The sequence below is a fragment of the Rahnella sp. BIGb0603 genome, assembly GCF_024808755.1.
Lineage (GTDB): Bacteria > Pseudomonadota > Gammaproteobacteria > Enterobacterales > Enterobacteriaceae > Rahnella > Rahnella contaminans.
The window spans coordinates 371,731-392,895 of sequence record NZ_JANUEX010000002.1; the positions used below are offsets into that span (position 1 = coordinate 371,731).

Annotated in this window: 15 protein-coding genes; 6 read left to right on the plus strand and 9 right to left on the minus strand. The window is 52.6% G+C overall.

Annotated elements, in window-relative coordinates; genetic code table 11:
• Positions 1 to 17 precede the first annotated feature (17 nt).
• Complete coding sequence (locus M2403_RS06830) at positions 18 to 1,541, minus strand: sodium:solute symporter family protein (protein WP_259228800.1); 1,524 nt, start codon at positions 1,539 to 1,541, stop codon at positions 18 to 20.
• Between the two features lie 267 nt (positions 1,542 to 1,808).
• Positions 1,809 to 3,290: a SulP family inorganic anion transporter gene (locus tag M2403_RS06835; protein ID WP_259228801.1), complete on the minus strand. Its 1,482-nt coding sequence runs from the start codon at positions 3,288 to 3,290 to the stop codon at positions 1,809 to 1,811.
• Positions 3,291 to 3,520: 230 nt separating this feature from the next.
• On the opposite strand from M2403_RS06835, the gene ychF reads away from it, so the two are divergent.
• A complete protein-coding gene (gene ychF / locus M2403_RS06840) occupies positions 3,521 to 4,612 on the plus strand; it encodes a redox-regulated ATPase YchF (protein ID WP_101079643.1) in 1,092 nt (363 codons plus the stop codon).
• 71 nt (positions 4,613 to 4,683) lie between these two features.
• On the opposite strand, the gene M2403_RS06845 is transcribed toward ychF, so the two are convergent.
• Complete coding sequence (locus M2403_RS06845) at positions 4,684 to 5,982, minus strand: serine hydrolase domain-containing protein (protein ID WP_405047814.1); 1,299 nt, start codon at positions 5,980 to 5,982, stop codon at positions 4,684 to 4,686.
• A gap of 140 nt (positions 5,983 to 6,122) precedes the next feature.
• On the opposite strand from M2403_RS06845, the gene M2403_RS06850 reads away from it, so the two are divergent.
• The gene (locus M2403_RS06850) at positions 6,123 to 7,028 is read left to right on the plus strand and encodes a LysR family transcriptional regulator (protein ID WP_152326307.1); all 906 of its coding nucleotides are present in this window, start codon (positions 6,123 to 6,125) and stop codon (positions 7,026 to 7,028) included.
• On the opposite strand, the gene M2403_RS06855 is transcribed toward M2403_RS06850, so the two are convergent.
• Positions 7,025 to 7,411 carry a helix-turn-helix domain-containing protein gene (locus M2403_RS06855; protein WP_165057634.1) on the minus strand — a complete coding sequence of 129 codons (387 nt, stop codon included), beginning with the start codon at positions 7,409 to 7,411 and terminating at the stop codon, positions 7,025 to 7,027. The two genes, M2403_RS06850 and M2403_RS06855, sit on opposite strands and share 4 nt — an antisense overlap.
• Before the next feature lie 99 nt (positions 7,412 to 7,510).
• On the opposite strand from M2403_RS06855, the gene M2403_RS06860 reads away from it, so the two are divergent.
• Both M2403_RS06860 and M2403_RS06865 read left to right on the plus strand, forming a co-directional pair.
• A complete protein-coding gene (locus tag M2403_RS06860) occupies positions 7,511 to 8,242 on the plus strand; it encodes an SDR family NAD(P)-dependent oxidoreductase (RefSeq protein WP_259228802.1) in 732 nt (243 codons plus the stop codon).
• 109 nt (positions 8,243 to 8,351) lie between these two features.
• A complete protein-coding gene (locus M2403_RS06865; RefSeq protein ID WP_152326310.1) occupies positions 8,352 to 8,717 on the plus strand; it encodes a methionine-R-sulfoxide reductase in 366 nt (121 codons plus the stop codon).
• Between the two features lie 5 nt (positions 8,718 to 8,722).
• Here the strand turns inward: M2403_RS06865 and M2403_RS06870 are convergent, their stop codons facing one another.
• A complete protein-coding gene (locus M2403_RS06870; RefSeq protein WP_152326311.1) occupies positions 8,723 to 9,208 on the minus strand; it encodes a helix-turn-helix transcriptional regulator in 486 nt (161 codons plus the stop codon).
• Positions 9,209 to 9,461: 253 nt separating this feature from the next.
• Between M2403_RS06870 and M2403_RS06875 the strand changes: the two genes are divergently transcribed.
• Entirely contained in the window at positions 9,462 to 10,985 is a 1,524-nt protein-coding gene (locus tag M2403_RS06875; protein ID WP_259228803.1) for an EAL domain-containing protein, read from the plus strand.
• Between the two features lie 189 nt (positions 10,986 to 11,174).
• Here the strand turns inward: M2403_RS06875 and M2403_RS06880 are convergent, their stop codons facing one another.
• Together M2403_RS06880 and evgA are read right to left on the minus strand one after the other, a co-directional pair.
• Positions 11,175 to 14,774: a response regulator gene (locus M2403_RS06880; RefSeq protein WP_259228804.1), complete on the minus strand. Its 3,600-nt coding sequence runs from the start codon at positions 14,772 to 14,774 to the stop codon at positions 11,175 to 11,177.
• A 4-nt stretch (positions 14,775 to 14,778) separates the two neighbouring features.
• Positions 14,779 to 15,411: an acid-sensing system DNA-binding response regulator EvgA gene (evgA, locus tag M2403_RS06885; protein ID WP_165057646.1), complete on the minus strand. Its 633-nt coding sequence runs from the start codon at positions 15,409 to 15,411 to the stop codon at positions 14,779 to 14,781.
• 466 nt (positions 15,412 to 15,877) lie between these two features.
• Here evgA and M2403_RS06890 point away from each other — a divergent pair, with 466 nt between their 5' ends.
• Complete coding sequence (locus tag M2403_RS06890) at positions 15,878 to 16,987, plus strand: efflux RND transporter periplasmic adaptor subunit (RefSeq protein WP_259228805.1); 1,110 nt, start codon at positions 15,878 to 15,880, stop codon at positions 16,985 to 16,987.
• 765 nt (positions 16,988 to 17,752) lie between these two features.
• Here M2403_RS06890 and M2403_RS06895 read toward each other — a convergent pair.
• The gene (locus M2403_RS06895; RefSeq protein WP_152326317.1) at positions 17,753 to 18,928 is read right to left on the minus strand and encodes an HlyD family type I secretion periplasmic adaptor subunit; all 1,176 of its coding nucleotides are present in this window, start codon (positions 18,926 to 18,928) and stop codon (positions 17,753 to 17,755) included.
• Positions 18,928 to 21,105 carry a type I secretion system permease/ATPase gene (locus tag M2403_RS06900; RefSeq protein ID WP_259228913.1) on the minus strand — a complete coding sequence of 726 codons (2,178 nt, stop codon included), beginning with the start codon at positions 21,103 to 21,105 and terminating at the stop codon, positions 18,928 to 18,930. Before M2403_RS06900 ends, M2403_RS06895 begins: the two co-directional genes overlap by 1 nt.
• Between the last annotated feature and the right edge of the window lie 60 nt (positions 21,106 to 21,165).

Here is a 21,165-nt window from a genome sequence, read left to right on the forward strand (position 1 = left end):
ATTTAACGTGATTCTGGTTACCGGGATTCGGTCTGATAAGCGGAAGCGACTTCCGGCGCAGACAACTCCTCTGCCTGATCCTGATTAAGCGCATTCAGTAATACATCAACCTCTGCGCTGACCGGGCGGCGGCGAAGTAAACCGCCAAGGACAAAGACCGCCAGTGATAACAGCACCGGTATGGCGACGACCTGAGCCGTACTCATGTCCGGAACGACGAATTTCACCAGGAAGAAGGCCGAAACGCCGGCTGCCCATGACGTAATCGCCGCCGCCGATCCGCATTTACGGAACCACGGCAACAGCCCCAGCAGCATCGGGATAGAAATCGGCCCGACCAGCCCGCCGAACCAGACAATCAGCAGCGACAACACGCCGCCAAAACGGCTGGCATTTACGGCAATCAGCAACGTGGTGAGGATAAACAACACCACCGTGACGCGCGCCACCAGCAGCGAAGATTGTCCCTGACCAAAGCGTTTCGGCAGCAATACCGGCAAAATATCGCGGGTGACGACGGCCGTGATCGCGTTGGAATCCGAAGACGTCATCGACAACGTGTGCGTAAACATCGCCACCAGAACCAGCCCGATCAGGCCGTTGGGCAGCAACTGCATCGCCATGATGGAATAAGACTGAGAGGGGTCGGCGATATCCGGGAATAACAACGGTGCGGCCCACATCGGATAGAACAAAATCAGCGGCCAGACCAGATACAGCGCGGAAGACAGCAACGCCGCTTTGCGGGCATCCTTTCCGCGCGGAGAGGCGATAAAACGCTGCGCTAAATTCCAGGTGCCGCCGTTGTAGCTCAGGGTATAAATAACGAAATACGCCAGAATAAAGCCCATCGAATACGGCCCGGCCACAATGTCCGTATGACCTGCGGGGAGCCGGTCCCAGATGGTCAGCAGGTTGCTGAATCCGCCCAGATGAAAGGCCACGGCCACCACCATCACAACCGCGGCAATAAACTGGACGATAAACTGCCCGAAGTCGTTACAGGCGTCGGCCCATAAGCCGCCGAGCACGGTATAAAACAGGCACAACACCCCGGAAATCGCGATCCCGACCAGCGGATCCAGCCCTGTAAACACATTAATGATAATGGCGATCGCCGCCCATTTAGCGCCCACGTCGAAGGTTTTCAGAAACACCCCGCTCCACGCCAGAATCTGCTGCGTCGGCACGTTATATCGTGTAGCGAGATATTCCATTGGCGATTCGATATTCATATGAATGCGCAGTCGCGCCCAGCGTGGCGCAAAAATGAGTGACCCGAAGAAAACCGCAATTGAAATCGGGAACGCCCACCAGAAATAAATAGTCAGCCCGTACTTATAGGCCACAGCGGCGTAGGCGACAAAAACCGCCGCGCTGTATCCTGACATATGGTGTGAAATCCCTGAAAGCCACCAGGGCATTTTGCCCCCGGCTGCAAAAAAATCCCTGGTGTTACCCACGCGCCGCATGGCCCACAGCGTGGTCATCACAATCATCAGCGCGTACAGCGCCATGACAAAATAGTCTATCCCGTTCATCGTTAACTCCGGTGGCAATCTTGCGTTGTCGAAGTCCGGCGGGAAAACTTGCCGGTTTTTTAATTAATCCTAACTAAGGACTAATTAAACCCTAGCATGATGAAATGCGAACAAAACGTGAACAGGATCACGGTTCTTTTCGATATTTATGAGTGAGTTATAGGACTTTCTTATGGATGAGACGGAGATCGGTAAAACGCGGTGAGCCGGACAACGTGCCGGAGCCAAAATAAAAAAGGTGCCGTTTTGAGCGGCACCTGTTGAATGTCAGAGGTTATCTTCCGCGACATAATACTGCGGGTCATCCAGTTCATGGCTGCAAAACGGCCCCGCTTTTTTCAGCAGGCTTACGCAGTCGTTGCTCAGATGGCGCAGACGTATTGTCTTTCCGGCCTCCAGATACCGCGTGGTCAGCTTATCAATCGCCTCGACGCCGCTCGAATCCATCACCCGCGTACCGGCGAAATCCAGCACCACGTTTTGCGTATCATTCTGCGGTTCAAACAGTTCTGAAAACGACGCCGCTGAGCCAAAGAACAACGGCCCTTCCAGCTTATACACCGTCAGCGCGCCCTTGGTTTTCTTCTCGCGGATGCGGATGCGAGCCTGTTGCCAGGCAAAAACCAGCGCCGAGATAATCACACCGCTGATGACCGCAACCGCCAGATCGGTGAAAATCGTAATGACGGTGACAATCAGCATCACCAGCGCATCGGCTTTCGGCATGCGTCGCAGACGGCGTAAAGAACTCCATTCGAACGTGTTGTAGCAAACCACCAGCATAATCCCGGCCAGCGCCGCGACCGGCAGCAGCCCAATGTAACCGGACAGACTCACCACAAACAGAATCAGCAAAATTGCACCGACCGTGCCGGAAATCCGCCCGCGCCCGCCCGACGTGAAGTTAATGATCGACTGTCCGATCATCGCACAACCGGCGAAACAGCCGAACAGACCGCAAATCGTATTGCCCGCACCCTGCGCGATGCTTTCGCGATTACCGTTACCTTTCTGGCCGCCCATTTCATCGAGCACCGTCATGGTCAGCAGCGATTCAATCAGCCCGACCAGCGCAATCACTACCGCATAAGGCAGCACCACTTTCAGCATTTCCAGGCTGAACGGCACGACCGGCAGGCTGAAGTGCGGCAATGCACCGGAGATATCCGCCAGATCCCCGACCCGCAGCGTGTGCAGGTTAAATCCAATTGCCACGGCGGAAACCACAATCAGCGCCGCCAGCGAAGACGGAATGATTTTGGTCAGTTTCGGGAACAGCACGACGACCAGGATCGCCAGCAGCACCAGCATGTACATCAGCGGCCCCTGCCCGGCAATCATGTGGAGCTGCGCCAGCATAATGACAATCGCCAGCCCGTTCACAAAACCGTGAACCGCTGGCAGCGGCACCAGCCGGATAAACTTACCGAGCCGGAATACGCCAATCAGAATCTGAATCACACCGGCAAATATCGTCGCCCACAGCACGTATCCCATACCGTGCTGCGCTGCCAGACTCACCAGCACCACCACGATGGAGCCCGCTGCGCCCGACACCATACCCGGTTTGCCGCCAAACAGCGCGGTCACCAGCCCGATGATAAAAGCGGTGTGCAAGCCGACAATTGGCGAAAGCCCCGCCACCAGCGAAAACCCGACGGCCTCGGGGATCATCGACACCGCAACAACAAATCCGGCCAGCGTTTCGTTCTTCACTTCCGACAACTTAAGACCACGCGGGCTAAACATAAGACATCCGGTTTACTTCCTGTCAGTTAAAAAATTGTGACAAGTATCTAAAAATGGCCGGAACGAGGCAAGGTTTAATCAATCCGGTCAATGATGTAGCGGCTGTTCATCGCGATCACAACCGGATCGAGAAAAATGCCGTTCTCGTGTATAATGCGGGGAATTATGGTCATTACATCGCGCAATTACGTTTAATTGCTTGATAATTAAGATATTAAGGTGAGAAAAACATGGGATTCAAATGCGGTATCGTCGGCCTGCCGAACGTCGGTAAATCCACTCTGTTCAATGCGCTGACCAAAGCGGGTATCGAAGCAGCAAACTTCCCGTTCTGCACCATCGAACCTAACACCGGCGTAGTGCCAATGCCCGATCCGCGTCTTGACCAGCTGGCCGAGATCGTAAAACCACAGCGTATCCTGCCGACTACCATGGAATTCGTGGACATCGCCGGTCTGGTAAAAGGCGCTTCCAAAGGTGAAGGTCTGGGCAACCAGTTCCTGACCAACATCCGTGAAACCGAAGCGATTGGCCACGTTGTGCGTTGTTTCGAAAACGACAACATCATTCACGTTAACAACAAAGTGGATCCGGCTGACGACATCGATGTCATCAACACCGAACTGGCGTTGTCTGACCTGGATACCTGCGAACGCGCCATTCACCGCGTACAGAAACGTGCCAAAGGCGGCGACAAAGATGCCAAAGCTGAACTGGCTGCGCTGGAAAAATGTCTGCCACAGCTCGAAAACGCGGGCATGCTGCGCGCGCTGGATCTGACCGAAGAAGACAAAGCGGCCATCCGTTACCTGAGCTTCCTGACGCTTAAACCGACCATGTACATCGCCAACGTTAACGAAGACGGTTTTGAAAATAACCCGTACCTCGACGTTGTGCGGAAAATCGCAGATGCCGAAGGTTCGGTTGTCGTTGCCGTTTGCGCCGCGGTTGAATCTGATATCGCCGAGCTGGACGACGCTGACCGTGAAGAATTCATGGCCGAGTTAGGCATAGAAGAGCCGGGCCTGAACCGCGTGATCCGCGCCGGTTACGAGCTGCTGAACCTGCAAACCTACTTCACCGCTGGCGTGAAAGAAGTCCGTGCATGGACGATCCCTGTCGGTGCTACCGCGCCACAGGCCGCAGGTAAAATCCACACCGACTTCGAGAAAGGCTTCATCCGCGCACAAACCATCGCGTTCGAAGACTTCATCACCTACAAAGGTGAGCAAGGCGCGAAAGAAGCCGGCAAAATGCGTTCTGAAGGCAAAGAGTACATTGTCAAAGATGGCGACGTGATGAACTTCCTGTTCAACGTCTGATCTCTTCGCTGCTGCAATAAAAAATCCACGCCCTTGCGTGGATTTTTTTATTCTCATTCGCGCAATAAATCTCAGCGAAGTTTTTCTGCAATGGCGCTGAACATGAGCGATGCCTCAAGAGGCTGAGCGCTGAAATCAGGCTCTGCTTTTGGCCATGTCGACCACTGAACAATCACCAGATCCTCAGCCGGGTTGACCATAATAATCTGGCCATAAATCCCTAACGCCCACAGCGATCCTTTCAGTGAATCCGAAGGTGCCGGGATGACATTTGTAGCATTGACAGGCACTTCATTATTCCACCATTCAAACCCATAAAGGCCGTCCGGATGGGCCGCCGACACGGAATTTTTTGCTTTTGTCCAGTTACCTGCCTGCTCAATCCAGTTTTCAGGCAGGATTTTCTTGCCATCCGGCAGACGTCCGCCGCCCATCACAAACTCGCCAAAGCGTCCCCAGTCTTCCAGTGTGGCATTAAACCCGTGTGCGCCGACATCGTGTTTTCCCGGTTCATAGGAGTGCCAGACACCATCGTTCGCCATGCCGTAAGGTTGCCAGATGGACTGTTGCAGGTAGGCGGCCAGCGGCATTCCGGTGGCCTTTTCCAGCACATCGCCCAGTAACCACGCGCCGCCGGAGGAGTAAGACCATGACTGCCCGGCCGGATGCGCACGCTTCAGGCCAACAATAATTTTACGCACACAGTCATAGGTTCCCGGTCTGGCCTCACATTGCGTGAGATTGGCAAAATCGGAATGCGGGTTTGTGTAGTCCTCATTCCACGCCACGCCGGAGGTATGCTGAATAAGTTGTTTTAGCGTGACGCCATCCCAGGCCGTGCCTTTCAGGTCAGGCTCATAACGCGTGACGAGGTCATCCAGAGAACTGATTTTCCCTTCTTTAATCGCAATCCCCACCAGCGTTGAAACCACGGATTTCCCCACAGAACGCGATGTCCACAGTGTCTGGTCAGTATTGCCTTCGCCCAGATATTTAAAAGCTACTTTGCCGTTTTTCAGCACCAGCATTCCGGTGGCATTCTGGCGTTTGAGGTAATCCGGCAACGTATACGTTTTCCCCCTGACGCTGTACGTGGCTTCTTTCAGCGGCTTATCCGCCCGCAGAAACGGCGTGGACTGACCGTGCTTAAACACATCGCCCGCATAATTGCGGTAGTCATTACGAAATCCGATGACGCGCGCGGTCTGATCCCAGTTCAGCATATTTTTCGGGTCAGGCAGCGTTTTGTCCTGCGGCGTCGGGCAACTGCTGAGCATCACACCGTCACAATTTTGCGCGGATTTCGCCAGCGCGGAGGGCACAAATGACCAGGCGGAACCCAAAGCCACGGCCAGCACCAGAGGTTTCATTACCGCCGGAAGAAAGGTTTGTCTGTTTTTCATTGAATGACTCCTGTATCAGAAAACCGGAGTATAGAAAGGAAAAACCCCTTGAAGAAATCACGTTATGGGGGAAAATCCCCCTATAAATTGATGAACTGGAAGAGTTTATGTCTGCCTTACGTTATTCCTTCTCGCAAATTGAGGCCTTTGCCTGCGTCGCGGGCTCAGGAAGTTTATCCAAAGCCGCCCTTTTGCTGGGAAAGGATCGCACCACGGTGCGCGATCTGCTGGATTACCTCGAGGACGCGCTGGGCTATACGCTTTTTGTGCGCCAGGGCCGCACATTAATCCTGACCGAACAAGGCCAGCAATTGCACCGGCAAGCACATTTGCTGCTGCGTCAGGCGCAGGCTTTTGAATCTTATGCCCAATCCTTACCGGATGCGGAACGGCAGGAGCTGGTTATGGTGTACGACCCTTTCGTTTCGCCGGCATTTATCGAAGCGGTGATCGTTGAAATGGCTAAAAAAGGCTTGTGTTTCAGTGCCTGGAGCGCTTCCCGTGAAGAAGCCGAAGCCGCATTAAAAAGTGGTAAAGCGCAGGTTGCCGTATGTCAGGCCAATTACCGTGCACTCGGAACAGACATGGAGTGGCGGGCGCTGGGCAACATCGGGCTTGATTTCTACGCGTCCGCACAGTTGTTTCAACACCAGCAACGCCCGCTGACGTTGCTGAATCTCTCGCTTATTCCGCAGGTCGTCATGCACAAAGCACACGACGAGCAAATCACCCGCAGTCTGCAAATATCCGGGCAAACGTTGTACGTCAATGAACGTTCTACCCTGCGCTACCTGCTGGAAAACGCACAGGGCTGGGGATTCTTACCGACACATTTTCAGGCTTCACGCTGGAAAACCGTGCAGGCGATGGAATGTGAAGTGGGTAATCAGGGGCTGGACATTACGATGGTCGCGATCTGGCAACCCGGCGCGGCGAAACAACGCGTCACCGGGGCATTAATTGACGCGCTGCCTTCGTTATGGCGCGAAGCGATGGGCGCCCGCGCTTCTTAAACCTCCTGGGCCTCATCTGCATGCACAAGATCGTAGTCCGCCTGTGCTCTTTCCAGAGCCGGGCCGTATGCCAGCGCCCAGTCATACAGCGCGATAAATGGCTGCTGCAATGTTTGCGCCAGCGGCGTAAGGCTGTATTCCACACCGACCGGCGAGGTGGGCAGCACTTCACGATTAACCAGGCCATTTCGCTCGAGCCGCTTTAAAGCGTCCGCCAGCGCTTTATGCGTGATGCCATCCAGCCGGCGGCGTATTTCGTTGAAACGCGAAGGTCTGGTACAGAGCACTGTGAGAATTAAAATCGACCATTTATTGGTGATATGTTCAAGCACCGGACGCGTTTTTCCTACATCTCTCAAGCTGTTACCATCGATTTCTGCCAAGACGATATACTCCTCTATACCTGATATAAACAAAGTGCGTAATTGTTATTTAGTATAAATTTTATATCATCTGTTTTCCAACCAAACAGGAGAATACAGATGGGCAATTTAGACAACAAAGTGGCCGTGGTACTGGGCGGTGCGAAAGGTATTGGTCTGGCGATTAGCCAGCGGTTTGCCATCGAAGGTGCGACAACCTGGTTTACCTCGCGGCGTGAAGAAGAGCTTGTGGCCGCTGACGGCAAAATTTCAGGAACCAGGATCCCGCTGCGCGCAGATGTGAGCCAGTTAAGTGAGTTAACCCGCATTATGCAGACGATTCAGGCTGAATCTGGCCAGATTGATGTGCTGGTCATCAACGCTGGAATGTCCGAATACGCCACGATTGATGACATCAGCGCAGCGCATTTTGAACAAATTTTTAGCCTCAATGTGCGCTCGCCGGTTTTTGCTTTACAGGCAGCACTTCCGCTGATGAAACCCGGTGCCAGCGTTGTGCTCGTGGGGTCAATTGCCGATGTGATTGGCACACAAGGATATGGCGTTTACAGCGCCAGTAAAGCGGCGTTACGTTCTTTTGCACGAACCTGGACACGCGAACTGTCTGCACGCGGCATCCGTATTAACGTGGTTGCGCCGGGCCCTGTCGATACTGAAATGATGGCCGCTGCCTCGGAGGAATTACGCCGAGGGTTAACTGACGCCATCCCGCTGGGCCGGTTGGGTAAACCTGATGAAGTTGCCAGTGCCGCATTGTTCCTCGCGAGTGACGAAAGCAGCTATATCGCCGGTGCCGAGATTTGCGTGGATGGCGGTCTGACCCAGGTTTAACAAGGAAACATTCTTTTACGTTGCCTGATCAAACCGCATTGTCACTGGGGTGTTGCGGTTGTAAAATAAAATGATAGTCGCAACACGAAATTTAACAGGAATGAATTCCATGAAAAATGACCTCACCGAGTTTGAACGCTTTGTTATTGAAGACAAAGGGACAGAACGCCCGCACACGGGAGTCTACAATGAGCATTTTTCGCCAGGCCGCTATGTCTGCAAACGCTGTGGAACGCCGCTGTATACCTCAGAGCACAAATTTGAATCCCACTGCGGCTGGCCGTCTTTTGATGATGAAATTCCGGGAGCCGTTGAACGTGTTCCTGATGCTGACGGACGCAGAACCGAAATCGTCTGTGCCACGTGTCAGGCGCATCTGGGCCACGTGTTTGAAGGCGAGTATTTAACCGAGAAAAACCTGAGACACTGCGTGAACTCCGTGTCCCTGAATTTTGAAAGCGTCGGGAAAGAGTAACGCCCTCACAACCGCGCAATATTCCGGTACAGATAGATGCGGTTCCCGGCCTGCATTTTGTTAATCAGGCGGGAACGGCTGGCGTAGATGGTTTTAATATTCACGCCCAGACGTTCGCCGATCTGCCGGGTATCTAATCCTTCCTGAAGACAGGACAACACTTCGCCTTCACGTTCGGAAAGTTTGGCTTTTACGCGGTAATTGAAATGCGCATGGTTCAGCGACAGGCATGAAAGCACTTCGCTGATCCCGCTGCGCCTGTCGATGAAAATCACGTTCTCCAGATGGCATAACGCGTAATAATCAAAGTCGTTGTCGATAAAAGCGAAAACTTTCTTACCCTGAGATAAGCACTGTTCCACCTGCGAACGACGGGTCGACTCCACGTCGACAATGACATAACCGGCGCCAAACGTATTGGATGAAAACATCGCTTTTAATCCGGCATTGAAAAAATTATCTTCGGAAAAAATAATGCATGGCGAGTCCATAGTAATTCCTTTTTTTTCTTGCTGTCCGTTTACGATCCCGATCGTCAGTCATTAACCTGTTTTTATATTTACAGATTAAGTTAATTTTTTCATAATAATTCAAGCAAACAAATCAGCATAAGATGATTATTACGTGGGGGATTTCTTACAGGTGTAGCCACAATCTGAAATAGCGTTAAAGCCACTCATTGTTTATTTGTTATTTAGGAAAAATAGCTTACAACTGTCGCCCGAATATTAAAACGGGTAACACATGCGTCTTAGCAACCGACTCTCTATTACTTTTATTATGTTTGTCAGCATTAATCTTGCGGGCGGATGGATTGTTATAGAAAAGATGAAATGCAGCCAGAAAAAAGAAGCTGAAAAAAACGTTCTTATCATTCGCGACGAAATTGATCGCGTTCTCACCCATGCCAGGATCGCCAGTGACGCCGCAGCGCATCTTCTGGCCGGTCAATGCGATGCAGCCACGCAAACCGGTATTCGCAAAATCGTCGCGACCACTCCCGATATCCGCACGGTCAGCCTGCTAAGGGGCAACGAGATTTATTGCTCCTCTGTTTTCGGGGCTCAGTACTTCAGACTGGCTGCCCAAAGCACGCCGCCCGCAGGCTTCTCCCTGATGGACGGCAATGCGCTCACGCCCTACCGGTCGCTTCTGATTTACCACGCCGTACATGCAGGCAAGAGCGTGATGGTGGGCATCGACGGTTATTATCTGCAATACAAACTGAAGATTAACGACAGGCGTACGGATTACCAGATGACGCTGAATGGCCTGACGCTTAACGCGGCGGGTCAGGTTCTGACACACCGGGACCCTACCGCCTCATTGCGCTATTTCTCCCCGGAGTATCAGTATCAGATCAGCGCAAATCCGGTCACGCCGGTTAGCCCGAATTTATTGTTGAAAGACATCTGGCACGAAGAAAAGTCAGGGGTTTTCCTGACGTTTTTACTCTCCGCCCTGCTTTCGACATTCACGTCTAAAACACTTTCCCGGCGTAATACTTTATTGTTTATGCTTGAGAAAGCGCTGGATAAAAATGAACTCATTCCTTTTATTCAGCCGATAATCGAAGCGGAAAGCGGTAATACCGTCGGCGGCGAAGTATTGATGCGCTGGAAACATCCGCAGCGGGGTCATATTCCCCCTGATCAGTTTATTCCGCTGGCGGAAAAAAATGGTCTGATTACCCGGATAACGCAGTCGGGATTACGTCATGTAGCGGACGCACTCAACTCCGCTGACATTATTCCCGCCCGCGATATGACGTTATTTTTTAATGTCTCCGCCGCTGATTTTATCAATCACGATTTACTGGAAGAATGTCGGGAATTCAGGCGAAAAACGCCGCTTTCTGGTTGGCAGATCGGACTGGAAATTACGGAAAGGGAACCTGTTGAAGATACGCACGTTGCTCAGGCGTTGTGTAAACGGCTCGACGCGCTGGGTGTGCAGATTTCGATAGATGATTTTGGTACGGGGAATTCCAATTACCGCTATCTGATGCAGTTTCGCCCGCACTATATCAAGATTGATAAAGTCTTTACGTCGGGTATTGAAACCGATGCCAGTAAAGAAGCCATTGTGCGCAACATTATTGCTATCGCGCAGGATATGCGCTGCATGACCATTGCAGAAGGCGTGGAAACCGCGTCGCAAAAGGAGAAACTGGCCGAAATGGGCGCGACGCATTTTCAGGGATATTTCTTCTCGAAGCCGGTTGAGATAGCCACTTTTTTCCAAAACACACGGAATCCCCTCCCGTAAAAAAGGCATCTCCCAAAGGGAATGCCTTCTCTTCCTGCAACGTCGTCGGGCGACACAACACCCAGAGCCGCGGATCGAACCATGACGTTTCCGTGGTGATGGTACGCAGATTGGTTTTCGTGCCGTCCATCGGAACCGGGGAGCTTTTGTCATAACCACCGGCATCAGTGGCCGCCGGGACTTCAGTCATTAATGGCGGACAGAACGGGAATACGCCTCAATGGCCGCATTCAGCGATTGAATTTGCTGCTCCAGCTGCAATACACCTTTTTCCAGCGCAGGCGGATGCAGCCCGGCGGCCAGCTGATTTTCCAGCGTTTCAGCCAGTTCGTACAAAACCGTCGCGCCCAGAAGTTGCATCGTTCCGTTGATGCGGTGCAGATGATGTTGCAGCAATTCCCACTCTTCACGCGCCAGCGCCTGAACAGCCGCCGCCACGTCTTTGTCGTTCTCAATCCGCGACAGCTCCAGCATCTGACACATCAGTTTTTTATCGCCGAGGCTTTGCGCTTCCAGCGTGGGCATGTCGATAAACGCATCCAGCGGCGGCCCGTCCTCCGGCATATTCACGCCGCTGAGCGCGGCCTTGAGCTGTTGCAGGTCGATAGGTTTGAACAGGCACAAATTCATACCGGCCGCCAGACAGCGCTCTTTTTCTTCCGTCTGCGCATTGGCGGTCAGCCCCCAGATCACCATGTTCTGATTCAGCTCACGCACCCGCCTGGTCAGCGTGATGCCGTCCATATTGGGCATGTTCAGATCGGTAATCAGCAGATCGTAATCCAGATTTTTGATGAGATTCAGTGCATGCAGGCCGTCTTCGGCCTCATCGACGTGATACCCGAGAATATCCAGCTGACGGCGCAGCAACAGACGGTTAGTCGGGTTATCTTCGGCAATCACAATCCGCAGCGCGGCTGGCCGCGTCGCTTCCTGTTCGGCAATCAGCGGCACCGCAGGCGCGTTGTCCGAGGTCTGCGTGACCAGCGTCACTATCATGGTGGTTCCCATGCCCGGCTGGCTGGTAATGCTGATCTGCCCCGCCATGCGCTCCACCATTTCGCGGCAAATCACCAGCCCGAGGCCGGATCCAATCTGCCGTTTACCCGCATCGGTCTGGCTGAACGGCTTAAACAGTAGCTGCTGTTCGTCATGACTGATCCCCGCGCCGGTGTCGCGCACGCTGAGCGTGAGATAAACCCGCTCTTCACCCATCGCCTGCGTGTGGGCAATCACGTCCACGCCGCCTTCGGTGGTAAATTTGAGGGCGTTACTCAGCAGATTTGACAAAACCTGCTTCACCGCCTGCGGATCGAGCCAGAGCATTTTGCCGTCTTCAAGGCGGCAATCGACCGTCAGCCGCAAGTTTTTCTGCCGCGCCAGCCCTTCAAAATTGGCGACCGTGGCGTTAATCACCGGTTCCAGATCGACCCATTCCGGCGTCAGCGTGAAATTGCCTGACTCAATTTTTTCCATATCCAGCACGTCGCCAATCAGCGCAATCAGGGTTTGTGCCGTGCTGTAGGCCAGCTGAATGGCTTCCTGGGTTTCTTCCGCGCTTTGTTTGCGCGTGGTCAGCAGCTCCAGGAAGCCCATGATCGAGCTGACCGGCGTGCGTATTTCATGGCTCATACTGGTCAGGAACTGGCTTTTAGCCTGATTCGCATCGATGGCTTTGTCTTTCTCAACCTGCAAGGCTTTCATCAACTGCCGGGACTCCGTGATGTCCTGCCAGCCACAAATCAAAATCGCAGACTGGTTTTCCGGCATGAGACACAGCGTCAGCCAGTGCAGGATCTGGCGATTCCCGCCGCCATTATTGAGCGTCAGCGAATGCGTGATCACATGTCCGGGTTTCAGGCCGCGCTGAATGTCCGGCTGAACCGCGTGAAAAACGTCTGCCAATGGGCTGCGGCGGTCAAACAGGGAATAATTCATCGAACCGCGCAGATCAGGAATAAAGAACTCGCTGAACGCGCTGTTGTAACTTTCAAGTTCGCCTTCGAGCGTGATGACATACACCGGCACGGGAATGGAATTGGATAACGTCTGGCTGAACGTCAGCTGATAATTCAGCGCCGCCTGCGCGGCCTTGCCCCGACCGATGGCACGCAGCAAATACACCCCCCACAGCAGGCTGGTAATCACCAGGAGAACCGCCAGCCCGATCACCAGATAAAATGGCCGGTTATACAGATTCCAGGTGCCGATTTTCACGTCCGGTGCTTTGGTCCATTTTCCGGCCAGATTCAGGATCTCTTTCGGGGGAATATCGTCCAGTGCCTTATTCAGAATACTTTGCAGTTCAGAGGATTCCCGCGGGATCGCAAAGGCGATTTGCGCCGAAGGTTCATCCGGAATCCGCGTGTATTTCATCGTGCCCGGATAATAGTGATCAATGATAAACCGCGACGCGAGCTGCGTAGACACCACCGCATCCACGTCCCCGAGCATCAGCTTACTGAGCGCGGTACTGGTGTTCTCAGCAATCACCCATTCCACGCCCGGATATTTCTTTTTGAGTTTATCGGTCAGCGGATGGTAGGCCGGGATCGCCACTTTTGAACCCGGCAAAAGCAAATCGTCTTGCTCCGACGACGCCCGCGTCACCAGCACAAAAGGCGTGGCGATAAACGGATGCGTGAACAACATTTCTTCTTCGCGTTCGGCGCTGAATGTTGCCGTCGGTAACACATCCCAGCCGCCTTTGCGCATGATATCCACCATATCCGTATTCGAATTGGCGATCACCGGCTGGAAAACCAGCCCGGTTTGCAGCTGGATCAGATTCAGAATATCACCGAGCAGCCCGCGAATTTCCTGATGCTCGTCCACCATGCTCAGCGGCGCATAATACGGGTTAATCAGCACGCGCAGCACCGGATGTTTAGCAATCCAGCGTTCTTCCCGCGGCGTCAGCTTCATCGCTTTATTTAAAAAAGAAATATTGCCGGTATCGACCCACGACTGGGCAATCTGTTTATGGGTTTGTTCAGTCAGGGAGCTGATAAAGGTGTCGAGAATGCCGAGCAGTTGTTTCTGACCGGCCGGTACAATGAAATGATTTCCGGTCTGCGGTTCACGCCAGAACTTCACCATTTCCAGCGACTGATAAAAATCGCGAACCAGAATAAAACTGGACGTCAGATTATTACCAAAAAAATAGTCGTTTTCGTTATTGGCCACCGACGCCAGCGCCAGATAATTATCCGCATAAGACGTAATGTGCGCCTTCGGGAAAATCATCTTAATAAACTGTTCGGACGGATAACCCTGCTTAATCGCAATCGAAACGTCGTCCTTGTCGTTGGAAAGTGGCTTCATGACATCCGCCTGGCGCGTCACCAGCGTCGGATAAGCCCGAATCAGCGGCAGCGAGACGGCAAACGCCGGGTCCGGATCTGCTTCACCGGCGGGCGAGGTCAGAATTATATCCGCCTCACCGGCTTTGAGCGCGGTTAATGCTGCACTGAGACTGTCGTAATGCTTAATCACCACTTTGATTTGTAGTGAGTTTTCCATCAGCAGCAGATAATCCGCGTTCATTCCCCGGTAACGTCCGGTGGTTGAATTCATGCTCAGCGGCGGCGTTTCCTGCCCGTATACCGCAATCGTCAGGGAACGTTTCGCTGCCAGCCACAACAGATCGTAATGCCCCAAAGGCAGCGCAGGCGTAAACACCTGATTATCGCTGGCGAGCTGAAGCGTCGCGGGTTCAGGGCTGGCGGATTGCGCCGGAGCACTCGCGACAAACAGAAGAAACAGCGCCACAATGGCCCGTGTCATCATACGGTTACCCGATTGCATTACGTTGCGCAAAGGAAAAAAGGTCCATCAGCGATTTACAGTTGAGCTTTTCCATTAAGCGGCTTTTATAGGTACTCACGGTTTTATTACTGATACACATTTCTGATGCGATTTTCATATTGTCATCACCGTTCAGAATATAGCGCATCACTTTAATTTCCTGGCTCGACAGCGACTGCAACATTTCCTGTTCAGACGAAAGACTGCCCATAAACGTCTGCAATGATAACGGGAAATAACTGTAACCATTTTGCGCCGCATGGACCGCCGCAATAATATTGGTCATGCCCTCTTTCTTGCTGATAAAAGCATTCGCACCCGCGTCAGCACTGCGCTTGCCATAAAACAAATCGTTCTTGGCGGAGACCACAATAATAATCCGGCTGAACGCCTGCTTGCGGAGTTTCTCCACCACTTCTATGCCGCTCATCACCGGAATATCCACATCGACAATAACCAGGTCCGGGCTGTGTTCGCCGACAAGATCCAACGCCTGCGCGCCATCGCCGGCTTCCGCAACGACGGTGATCCCTTCATTTTCCAGCAGGTTTTTAATAGCCATACGAGCCAGCGGATGATCGTCAACGATGACAGCATTTAACTTATTGGTTTTACTCATCTTAGCTCCTTATTAAAAACATTTTCGGATCCCCGGCTCACTCACTGTCATGCACAGAACAACGCGCATCCCAATGACAGATGGCGTAATTATAACGTGCTGCAGGAAGATGAACGTGTTTCGGCGATAATTATAATGTACCGTAATGAGGGGTAATCCGAAGGATTAATTCTACTGTTTGCGCATTTTTATTTCCACGGGTATTAAGACTAATAGTATCACATAAGAGAAAAGCGTGTTCCCCGGCCATCACTCCGTTAAGGAAAGGTTTAAAAAATCGTAAAGGTGATATTTTATTGCTTGTTTTTAAAGGGAAATAATTCCTTGTGCTGCCATATGGACTTCACGTGTAGGATATTCCCTGCAAAAGTTTCCGATGTGTCCCCTGTATTTAATTCGCACCGGTGATTAATCTGACTGAATATTCTTAACACCTCCTGTTTAGAAAGAACAGATGAACTTTCTCATGGAAGAACTTCACGGCATGGTCGCTAATATCGGAAAGGAACGTCCGAACCCAAAAATTAAAAAACGAATGCTTTGCGTCATCGTTATTATCGTTCCGTATTTTATTTGCTGTCTCGGGCGGGACTTTTCATTACGCAAAATGCCCAGCACCAGCGACGCTTACATTACCGGAAACCCGGTCACCCTATCCTCAGAGATAAACGGACGGGTGGCGGTCGTTATACAAACCAACAGCGACCGCGTGCGTAAGGGCGATATTCTCCTGCACATGGATAATTCCGGCGAAATACTCCGCTATAAAAAGGCCGAAGAAACGCTGCTGGAAACGGAAAAAGAAACACGGGAACGTTACATCGCCGACGGCCAGAATAATGCTCACATCCTGAATGCCCAGATGACCTACCAACAGGCGCTGATTGACTACCACCGCCGGTTACAGTCAAAAGGCCCTGCGGCGATTTCTAAAGACGATCTCCAGCAAGCCCTCAGAAACGTCAACAACAGCAAAGCCTCGCTGGATGCGGCGATCCTGCAATACCGTCGGAATTTACGGGTGCTGCGTGAGACGGATATGGCCCGGCAAAAACTGATTTTGCAGGCCAGAGAGGCCTTACAGAAAGCCGGTGAGGCGCTGGATCGCACGGCGATCCGCAGCCCGGTCACCGGATATGTCGCGCAAAGAAACGTGCATACCGGCTTAACAGTCATCCCGGGACAAACGCTGCTGACTATCGTGCCTGCCGATCAGATGTGGATAAACGCTAATTTCACCGTCGCACAGCTTTCCGGCGTTCTCGTCGGCCAGAAAGCGGCGATTGTGACGGAAATGTACGGCAACAACGTGGTTTTCGATGGACAGGTCGAAGGATGGGATGACGACGCCGACACCGCGATCCCCCCCCTGAACAGCGCCGGAAAGTGGATCGCCGACGTACAAAAAATCCCGGTGCGCATTTCCATCAACCCGATGCAAATGAGTCAGTATCCGCTGCGGATCGGCATCTCTTCAAAAGTGAAACTGCTCGACGGGCACTCAAGGAATGCGTTGTTTGCGATGGTGAGAAAAGGAATCAATGTGCTGCGGGCGTTCAGGCGGTATGGGGATTGAGGGTGATGTGGAGGAAATGCGTCGGGATAACATCAACTTATGCCGCAAAGATGCATCGCAATCCCCACCTTGCTTTGATACAGACAAAAGGATCATGTCTGGTCATAAAAAGAAGGAAAAAGAGTCTGTTATGAATAATAATAGTTCCCGAAACAGGTTATGGAAAACGGCAGCATTCATGCTGGATATTCCGTGATGGCTCGACAGTAGCCAGCCTTTTATGAATACAAAAGGACTTTTAGCGATGGATAATTTATTACATTTCACTTTCACAGACTTAATTGCCTTTTTTATCCCTGCCTTTATTGGATTAATAATATTCACCAAAAGACGCAAAAGACACCAGGACACAGCAAACTATCTCCTGGCCTGTTTTTTTATCGCTATCGGGTCATTCTGCGAAGTATTCGATACCATTTACACTACATATTCCTACAGACACAACGAGCTATATAACAACGATAGATTCACAACTGTTTTTAATTATGATTTCTCGAATATTATTTTTTTTGCAATTGTCATGACTGTTGCAGTTGTTCTATTTTTTCAGGAATTACGTCTGCGTAAAAGTGTTCGATAAGACCAAAAATGACGGCTGTGATGTAGCTGAAGTGGCCTGTTTAGGTAAATTATGCGATTCCCCAATGATAAATATACTGAGATATTGCCAATATTACCTTCCGGCTTTAGGCAGTTTATCGCAGCAAATCCCAATAAAAAAACCCACGCTCACACGTGGGTTTTCTCTTTCTCACAACTCAGTCATTAACGTTCCCGCATCGCTTCGTTCATTTTGTTCAGCGGTTTCAGCAGGTAATCGAGTATGCTTTTATTGCCGGTTTTGATATCCACCGTGGCGATCATGCCGGGGAAAATATAGAACTTCTCTTTGTGTTTATTTTCCAGATAGTTGGCGTGCGTTTTGATGTTGACGCGGTAATAGTACACGTCGCGGCGGACTTCATCCTGGATGGTGTCCGGGGAAATCGTTGTTACTTCGCCGTCAAAACTGCCGTAAATGGAATAATCGTACGCAGTGATTTTCACCTTGGCTTTCTGGCCGGGATGGATAAATGCCACGTCGCGCGGGGAGATTTGCGCCTCCACCAGCATCTGGTCGTCAATCGGCACCAGCGTCATCAGTTTGCCGTTGGGCGGGATCACGCCGCCAACGGTATTCACGTCGATATTTTTGACGATGCCTTTCACCGGCGAGAAGAATTCCAGGCGGTTCAGTGAATCTTTACGCCCCAGAATCACCGAGCGCTGCGCCTCGATCTCCGCATTGGCCTTGGCGAGTTCCTCACCGGCACGCACGTTGTATTGCGTTTCCAGGTCGGTCGCTTTGCTTTCCATCTCGTTAATCTGACGTTGCAGACGCAGCACTTCCACGTCGCTGGCCGCGCCCTGTTTGACCAGTGGCGTGGTCATTGAAAGCTCGCGGCGGATAAGCGATACGCCCTGCTTCAGGCCGGAAAGTTGTTTCTCCAGGCTGTTACGGCTGGAGTTGTACAGCTCGGTTTCTGATTTCACCAGCTCCGGTTCGTCATCCAGCTCTGCCGGGAACGTCAGCGGTGTATTGTTGATCTGCGCCGTCAGTCGCGCCGCCGTCGCCAGCGCGGCATGCAAACGCGCCACGCTTTCCTGTACGCCGGATTCGGTTTTGGTGCGATCCAGCTGCGCCAGCCGCTGCCCGCGTTCCACCACTTCGCCTTCCTGCACGTCGATGGTGTGCACGATGCCGCCTTCCAGCGACTGAACAATCTGTTCGTGCGACGACGGGATCACTTTACCGGTGCCGGTCGTGACTTCGTCGAGCGTGTAAAAATTCGCCCACAGAAAGAAACACAAAAGCATCAGCGATACCGACCAGACCAGAATGGTCGAGCGCGGCAGGGATTTTTCAGCCCGCTGGCGGGTTGTGGGTTTACGCTGTTTCATTATGATGCCTCCTTGCTTGCCGCCGGTTTTGCAGTGGCGGCAGCGGTCTGTCCTTTCGGCCTGAAGTGTTTGTTCAGGATGTCCTCTTTGTTACCATCGAGCGAAATGCGCCCGTTATCCATGACGATAATGCGATCCACCAGTTGCAGCAGTGCCAGACGGTGCGTGGCGATAATCAGCGTTTTGTCTTTGCCCCAGGTGGATAACTGGGAAATCAGGTTCCATTCGGAAATCTCGTCCAGCCACGCGGTTGGCTCATCGAGCAGCAAAACCTGCGGCTGCATGATGATGTTACGTGCCAGCAACAGCGCCTGACGTTGCCCGCCGGAAAGCCCGACGCCGCCTTCGTGAATGAGGAAGTTCAGGCCATCCTCTTTTTGCTGAACAAATGCCAGCGCGCCGCTGATGACCAGCGCTTCATGGATTTCTTCGTCGGTCGCCTGCGGGCGGCCCATGGTGATGTTTTCATGCACCGATCCGAAGAACAAACGGGCGTGCTGGTTGTGTAGCGCCACGTCGCGGCGTAAATCTGCCGGGTCAATCTGTTTGATGTTAACGTTATCGAGCACCACCTGCCCTTGCTGAACCTGTTGCATGCCCGCCAGCACTTGCAGGAGCGTCGATTTGCCTGCACCGTTTTTGCCCAGAATGGCAATCTTTTCGCCCGGTTTGATGTTCAGGCGTGAAATCGCCAGATTCACTGCTTTGGCTTCTTCGTCGTAATAAAACACCGCGTCACTGAGTGCGTATTCACCCGCGATCTGCGCCTTGTGAACCATCTTCTGGCCGTTTTCCTGATCAATCGGACGTTGCATCAGTTCGTCCAGCCCTTTACGCGCAACCTTCGCCTGCTGCCAGCGCGACAGCACGCCGGAAATTTGCGCCAGCGGCGCAATGGTACGGGACGCCAGAATGGTCGTACCGACCAGCGCACCGGTGGTCATGTCGCCCTGCATCACCAGATAGCAACCCACCAGCAGCACGACGGCGTACACAATCGACTGCACTTCCTGCGTCCAGGTCATCAGCAGGCTGGTCAGAAAACGCTGACGCATGCTGATTTCGGCGGACACTTCGTTGCAGTGGTTCCACTGGTTCTGGAAACGCTGCTCGGCGCGCATCAGTTTGATGTCCTCGAGCGATTCCACCGCTTCCACCAGCGAGGCATTACGCACCGCCGATTCGCGCATCCCTTCGTTTGCCAGTTTCGCCAGCGGTTTCTGGATGAGGATGCCGGGGATCAGCAGCAAAGGCAGCGCCAGCAGCACCACAAACACCAGCGGGCCGCCAATCATCCACAAAATAACCGTGAACAGCAGGAAGAATGGCAGATCCGACAGCGCGCTGAGCGTGGTCGAAGTGATCAGCTCACGCACGGATTCCAGTTCGCGGATTTGCGAAATAAAGGAACCGGTGGATTTCGAGCGCGCGCTGTTTTTAATGCGCAGCGCACGACCAAAGACGCGGTCGGAAATGCGCAAATCGGCGCGTTTCCCTACCACGTCAGAAATATGGACGCGCACCATGCGCATCACGAATTCAAAGGTAATCGCCAGCATCACGCCGCCGAAAAGTACCCATAAGGTCGGGACGGACTGCGACGGCACCACGCGGTCGTAAACCTGCATGGAAAACAACATGCCCGCCAGCGCCAGCACGTTGGCAATCATTGAGGCCAGCATGATGTCGCTGTAACGACGCCAGTCTTTGAGCGCCAGATCCCAGAACCAGTTTTTCTTGTACGGCCTGATGTAGTTATCAACGCGCGCATCGGGAATGCTGTGCAGCGGACGCAGAAGCGTGATGCTTTTCGCGCGTTCCGCCAGCTGTTCTGATGTCAGGGTGGTTTCAAGCCCCTGATCTTCGGTGAATTGCACCGCACACTGGCCGCTGGCATCCAGATGTGTCACCACGCCCAGCCGCCCGTTATCGAGCGTCAGGATGAACGGCACGCTCATCGGATCGAGATCGTTCGGGTGGAAATCACGCGTTACGCGACCCAGCCCCAGTTTTTTCGCCATCTCATCAAGAATCACGTCTGCCGGTGCGCCCATCTCCCAGGCAACGGTGGCTTTCACGTGTTCTTCTGAGTAATCCAGCCGGTAGTGTTTCGCGATATCAAGCATGGCGCTGAGCCACGCGGTGTAGCCTTTCTCTAACATGGTGTCTTTTTTCATCATCATTCTTCCCTAAATCGTCTTTCTTCACGCTCATTCCGGAGCATAAACAGGCCATCC

Bases quoted from the DNA above. Each gene is read 5' to 3' on its own strand.
- M2403_RS06860 (WP_259228802.1), top strand. From the start codon at position 7,511: ATGGGCAATTTAGACAACAAAGTGGCCGTGGTACTGGGCGGTGCGAAA.
- M2403_RS06845 (WP_405047814.1), bottom strand. From the start codon at position 5,982: ATGAAACCTCTGGTGCTGGCCGTGGCTTTGGGTTCCGCCTGGTCATTT.
- M2403_RS06870 (WP_152326311.1), bottom strand. From the start codon at position 9,208: ATGGACTCGCCATGCATTATTTTTTCCGAAGATAATTTTTTCAATGCC.
- M2403_RS06830 (WP_259228800.1), bottom strand. From the start codon at position 1,541: ATGAACGGGATAGACTATTTTGTCATGGCGCTGTACGCGCTGATGATT.
- M2403_RS06865 (WP_152326310.1), top strand. From the start codon at position 8,352: ATGAAAAATGACCTCACCGAGTTTGAACGCTTTGTTATTGAAGACAAA.
- M2403_RS06880 (WP_259228804.1), bottom strand. From the start codon at position 14,774: ATGATGACACGGGCCATTGTGGCGCTGTTTCTTCTGTTTGTCGCGAGT.
- M2403_RS06900 (WP_259228913.1), bottom strand. From the start codon at position 21,105: ATGAAAAAAGACACCATGTTAGAGAAAGGCTACACCGCGTGGCTCAGC.
- ychF (WP_101079643.1), top strand. From the start codon at position 3,521: ATGGGATTCAAATGCGGTATCGTCGGCCTGCCGAACGTCGGTAAATCC.
- evgA (WP_165057646.1), bottom strand. From the start codon at position 15,411: ATGAGTAAAACCAATAAGTTAAATGCTGTCATCGTTGACGATCATCCG.
- M2403_RS06875 (WP_259228803.1), top strand. From the start codon at position 9,462: ATGCGTCTTAGCAACCGACTCTCTATTACTTTTATTATGTTTGTCAGC.
- M2403_RS06890 (WP_259228805.1), top strand. From the start codon at position 15,878: ATGGAAGAACTTCACGGCATGGTCGCTAATATCGGAAAGGAACGTCCG.
- M2403_RS06850 (WP_152326307.1), top strand. From the start codon at position 6,123: ATGTCTGCCTTACGTTATTCCTTCTCGCAAATTGAGGCCTTTGCCTGC.
- M2403_RS06895 (WP_152326317.1), bottom strand. From the start codon at position 18,928: ATGAAACAGCGTAAACCCACAACCCGCCAGCGGGCTGAAAAATCCCTG.
- M2403_RS06835 (WP_259228801.1), bottom strand. From the start codon at position 3,290: ATGTTTAGCCCGCGTGGTCTTAAGTTGTCGGAAGTGAAGAACGAAACG.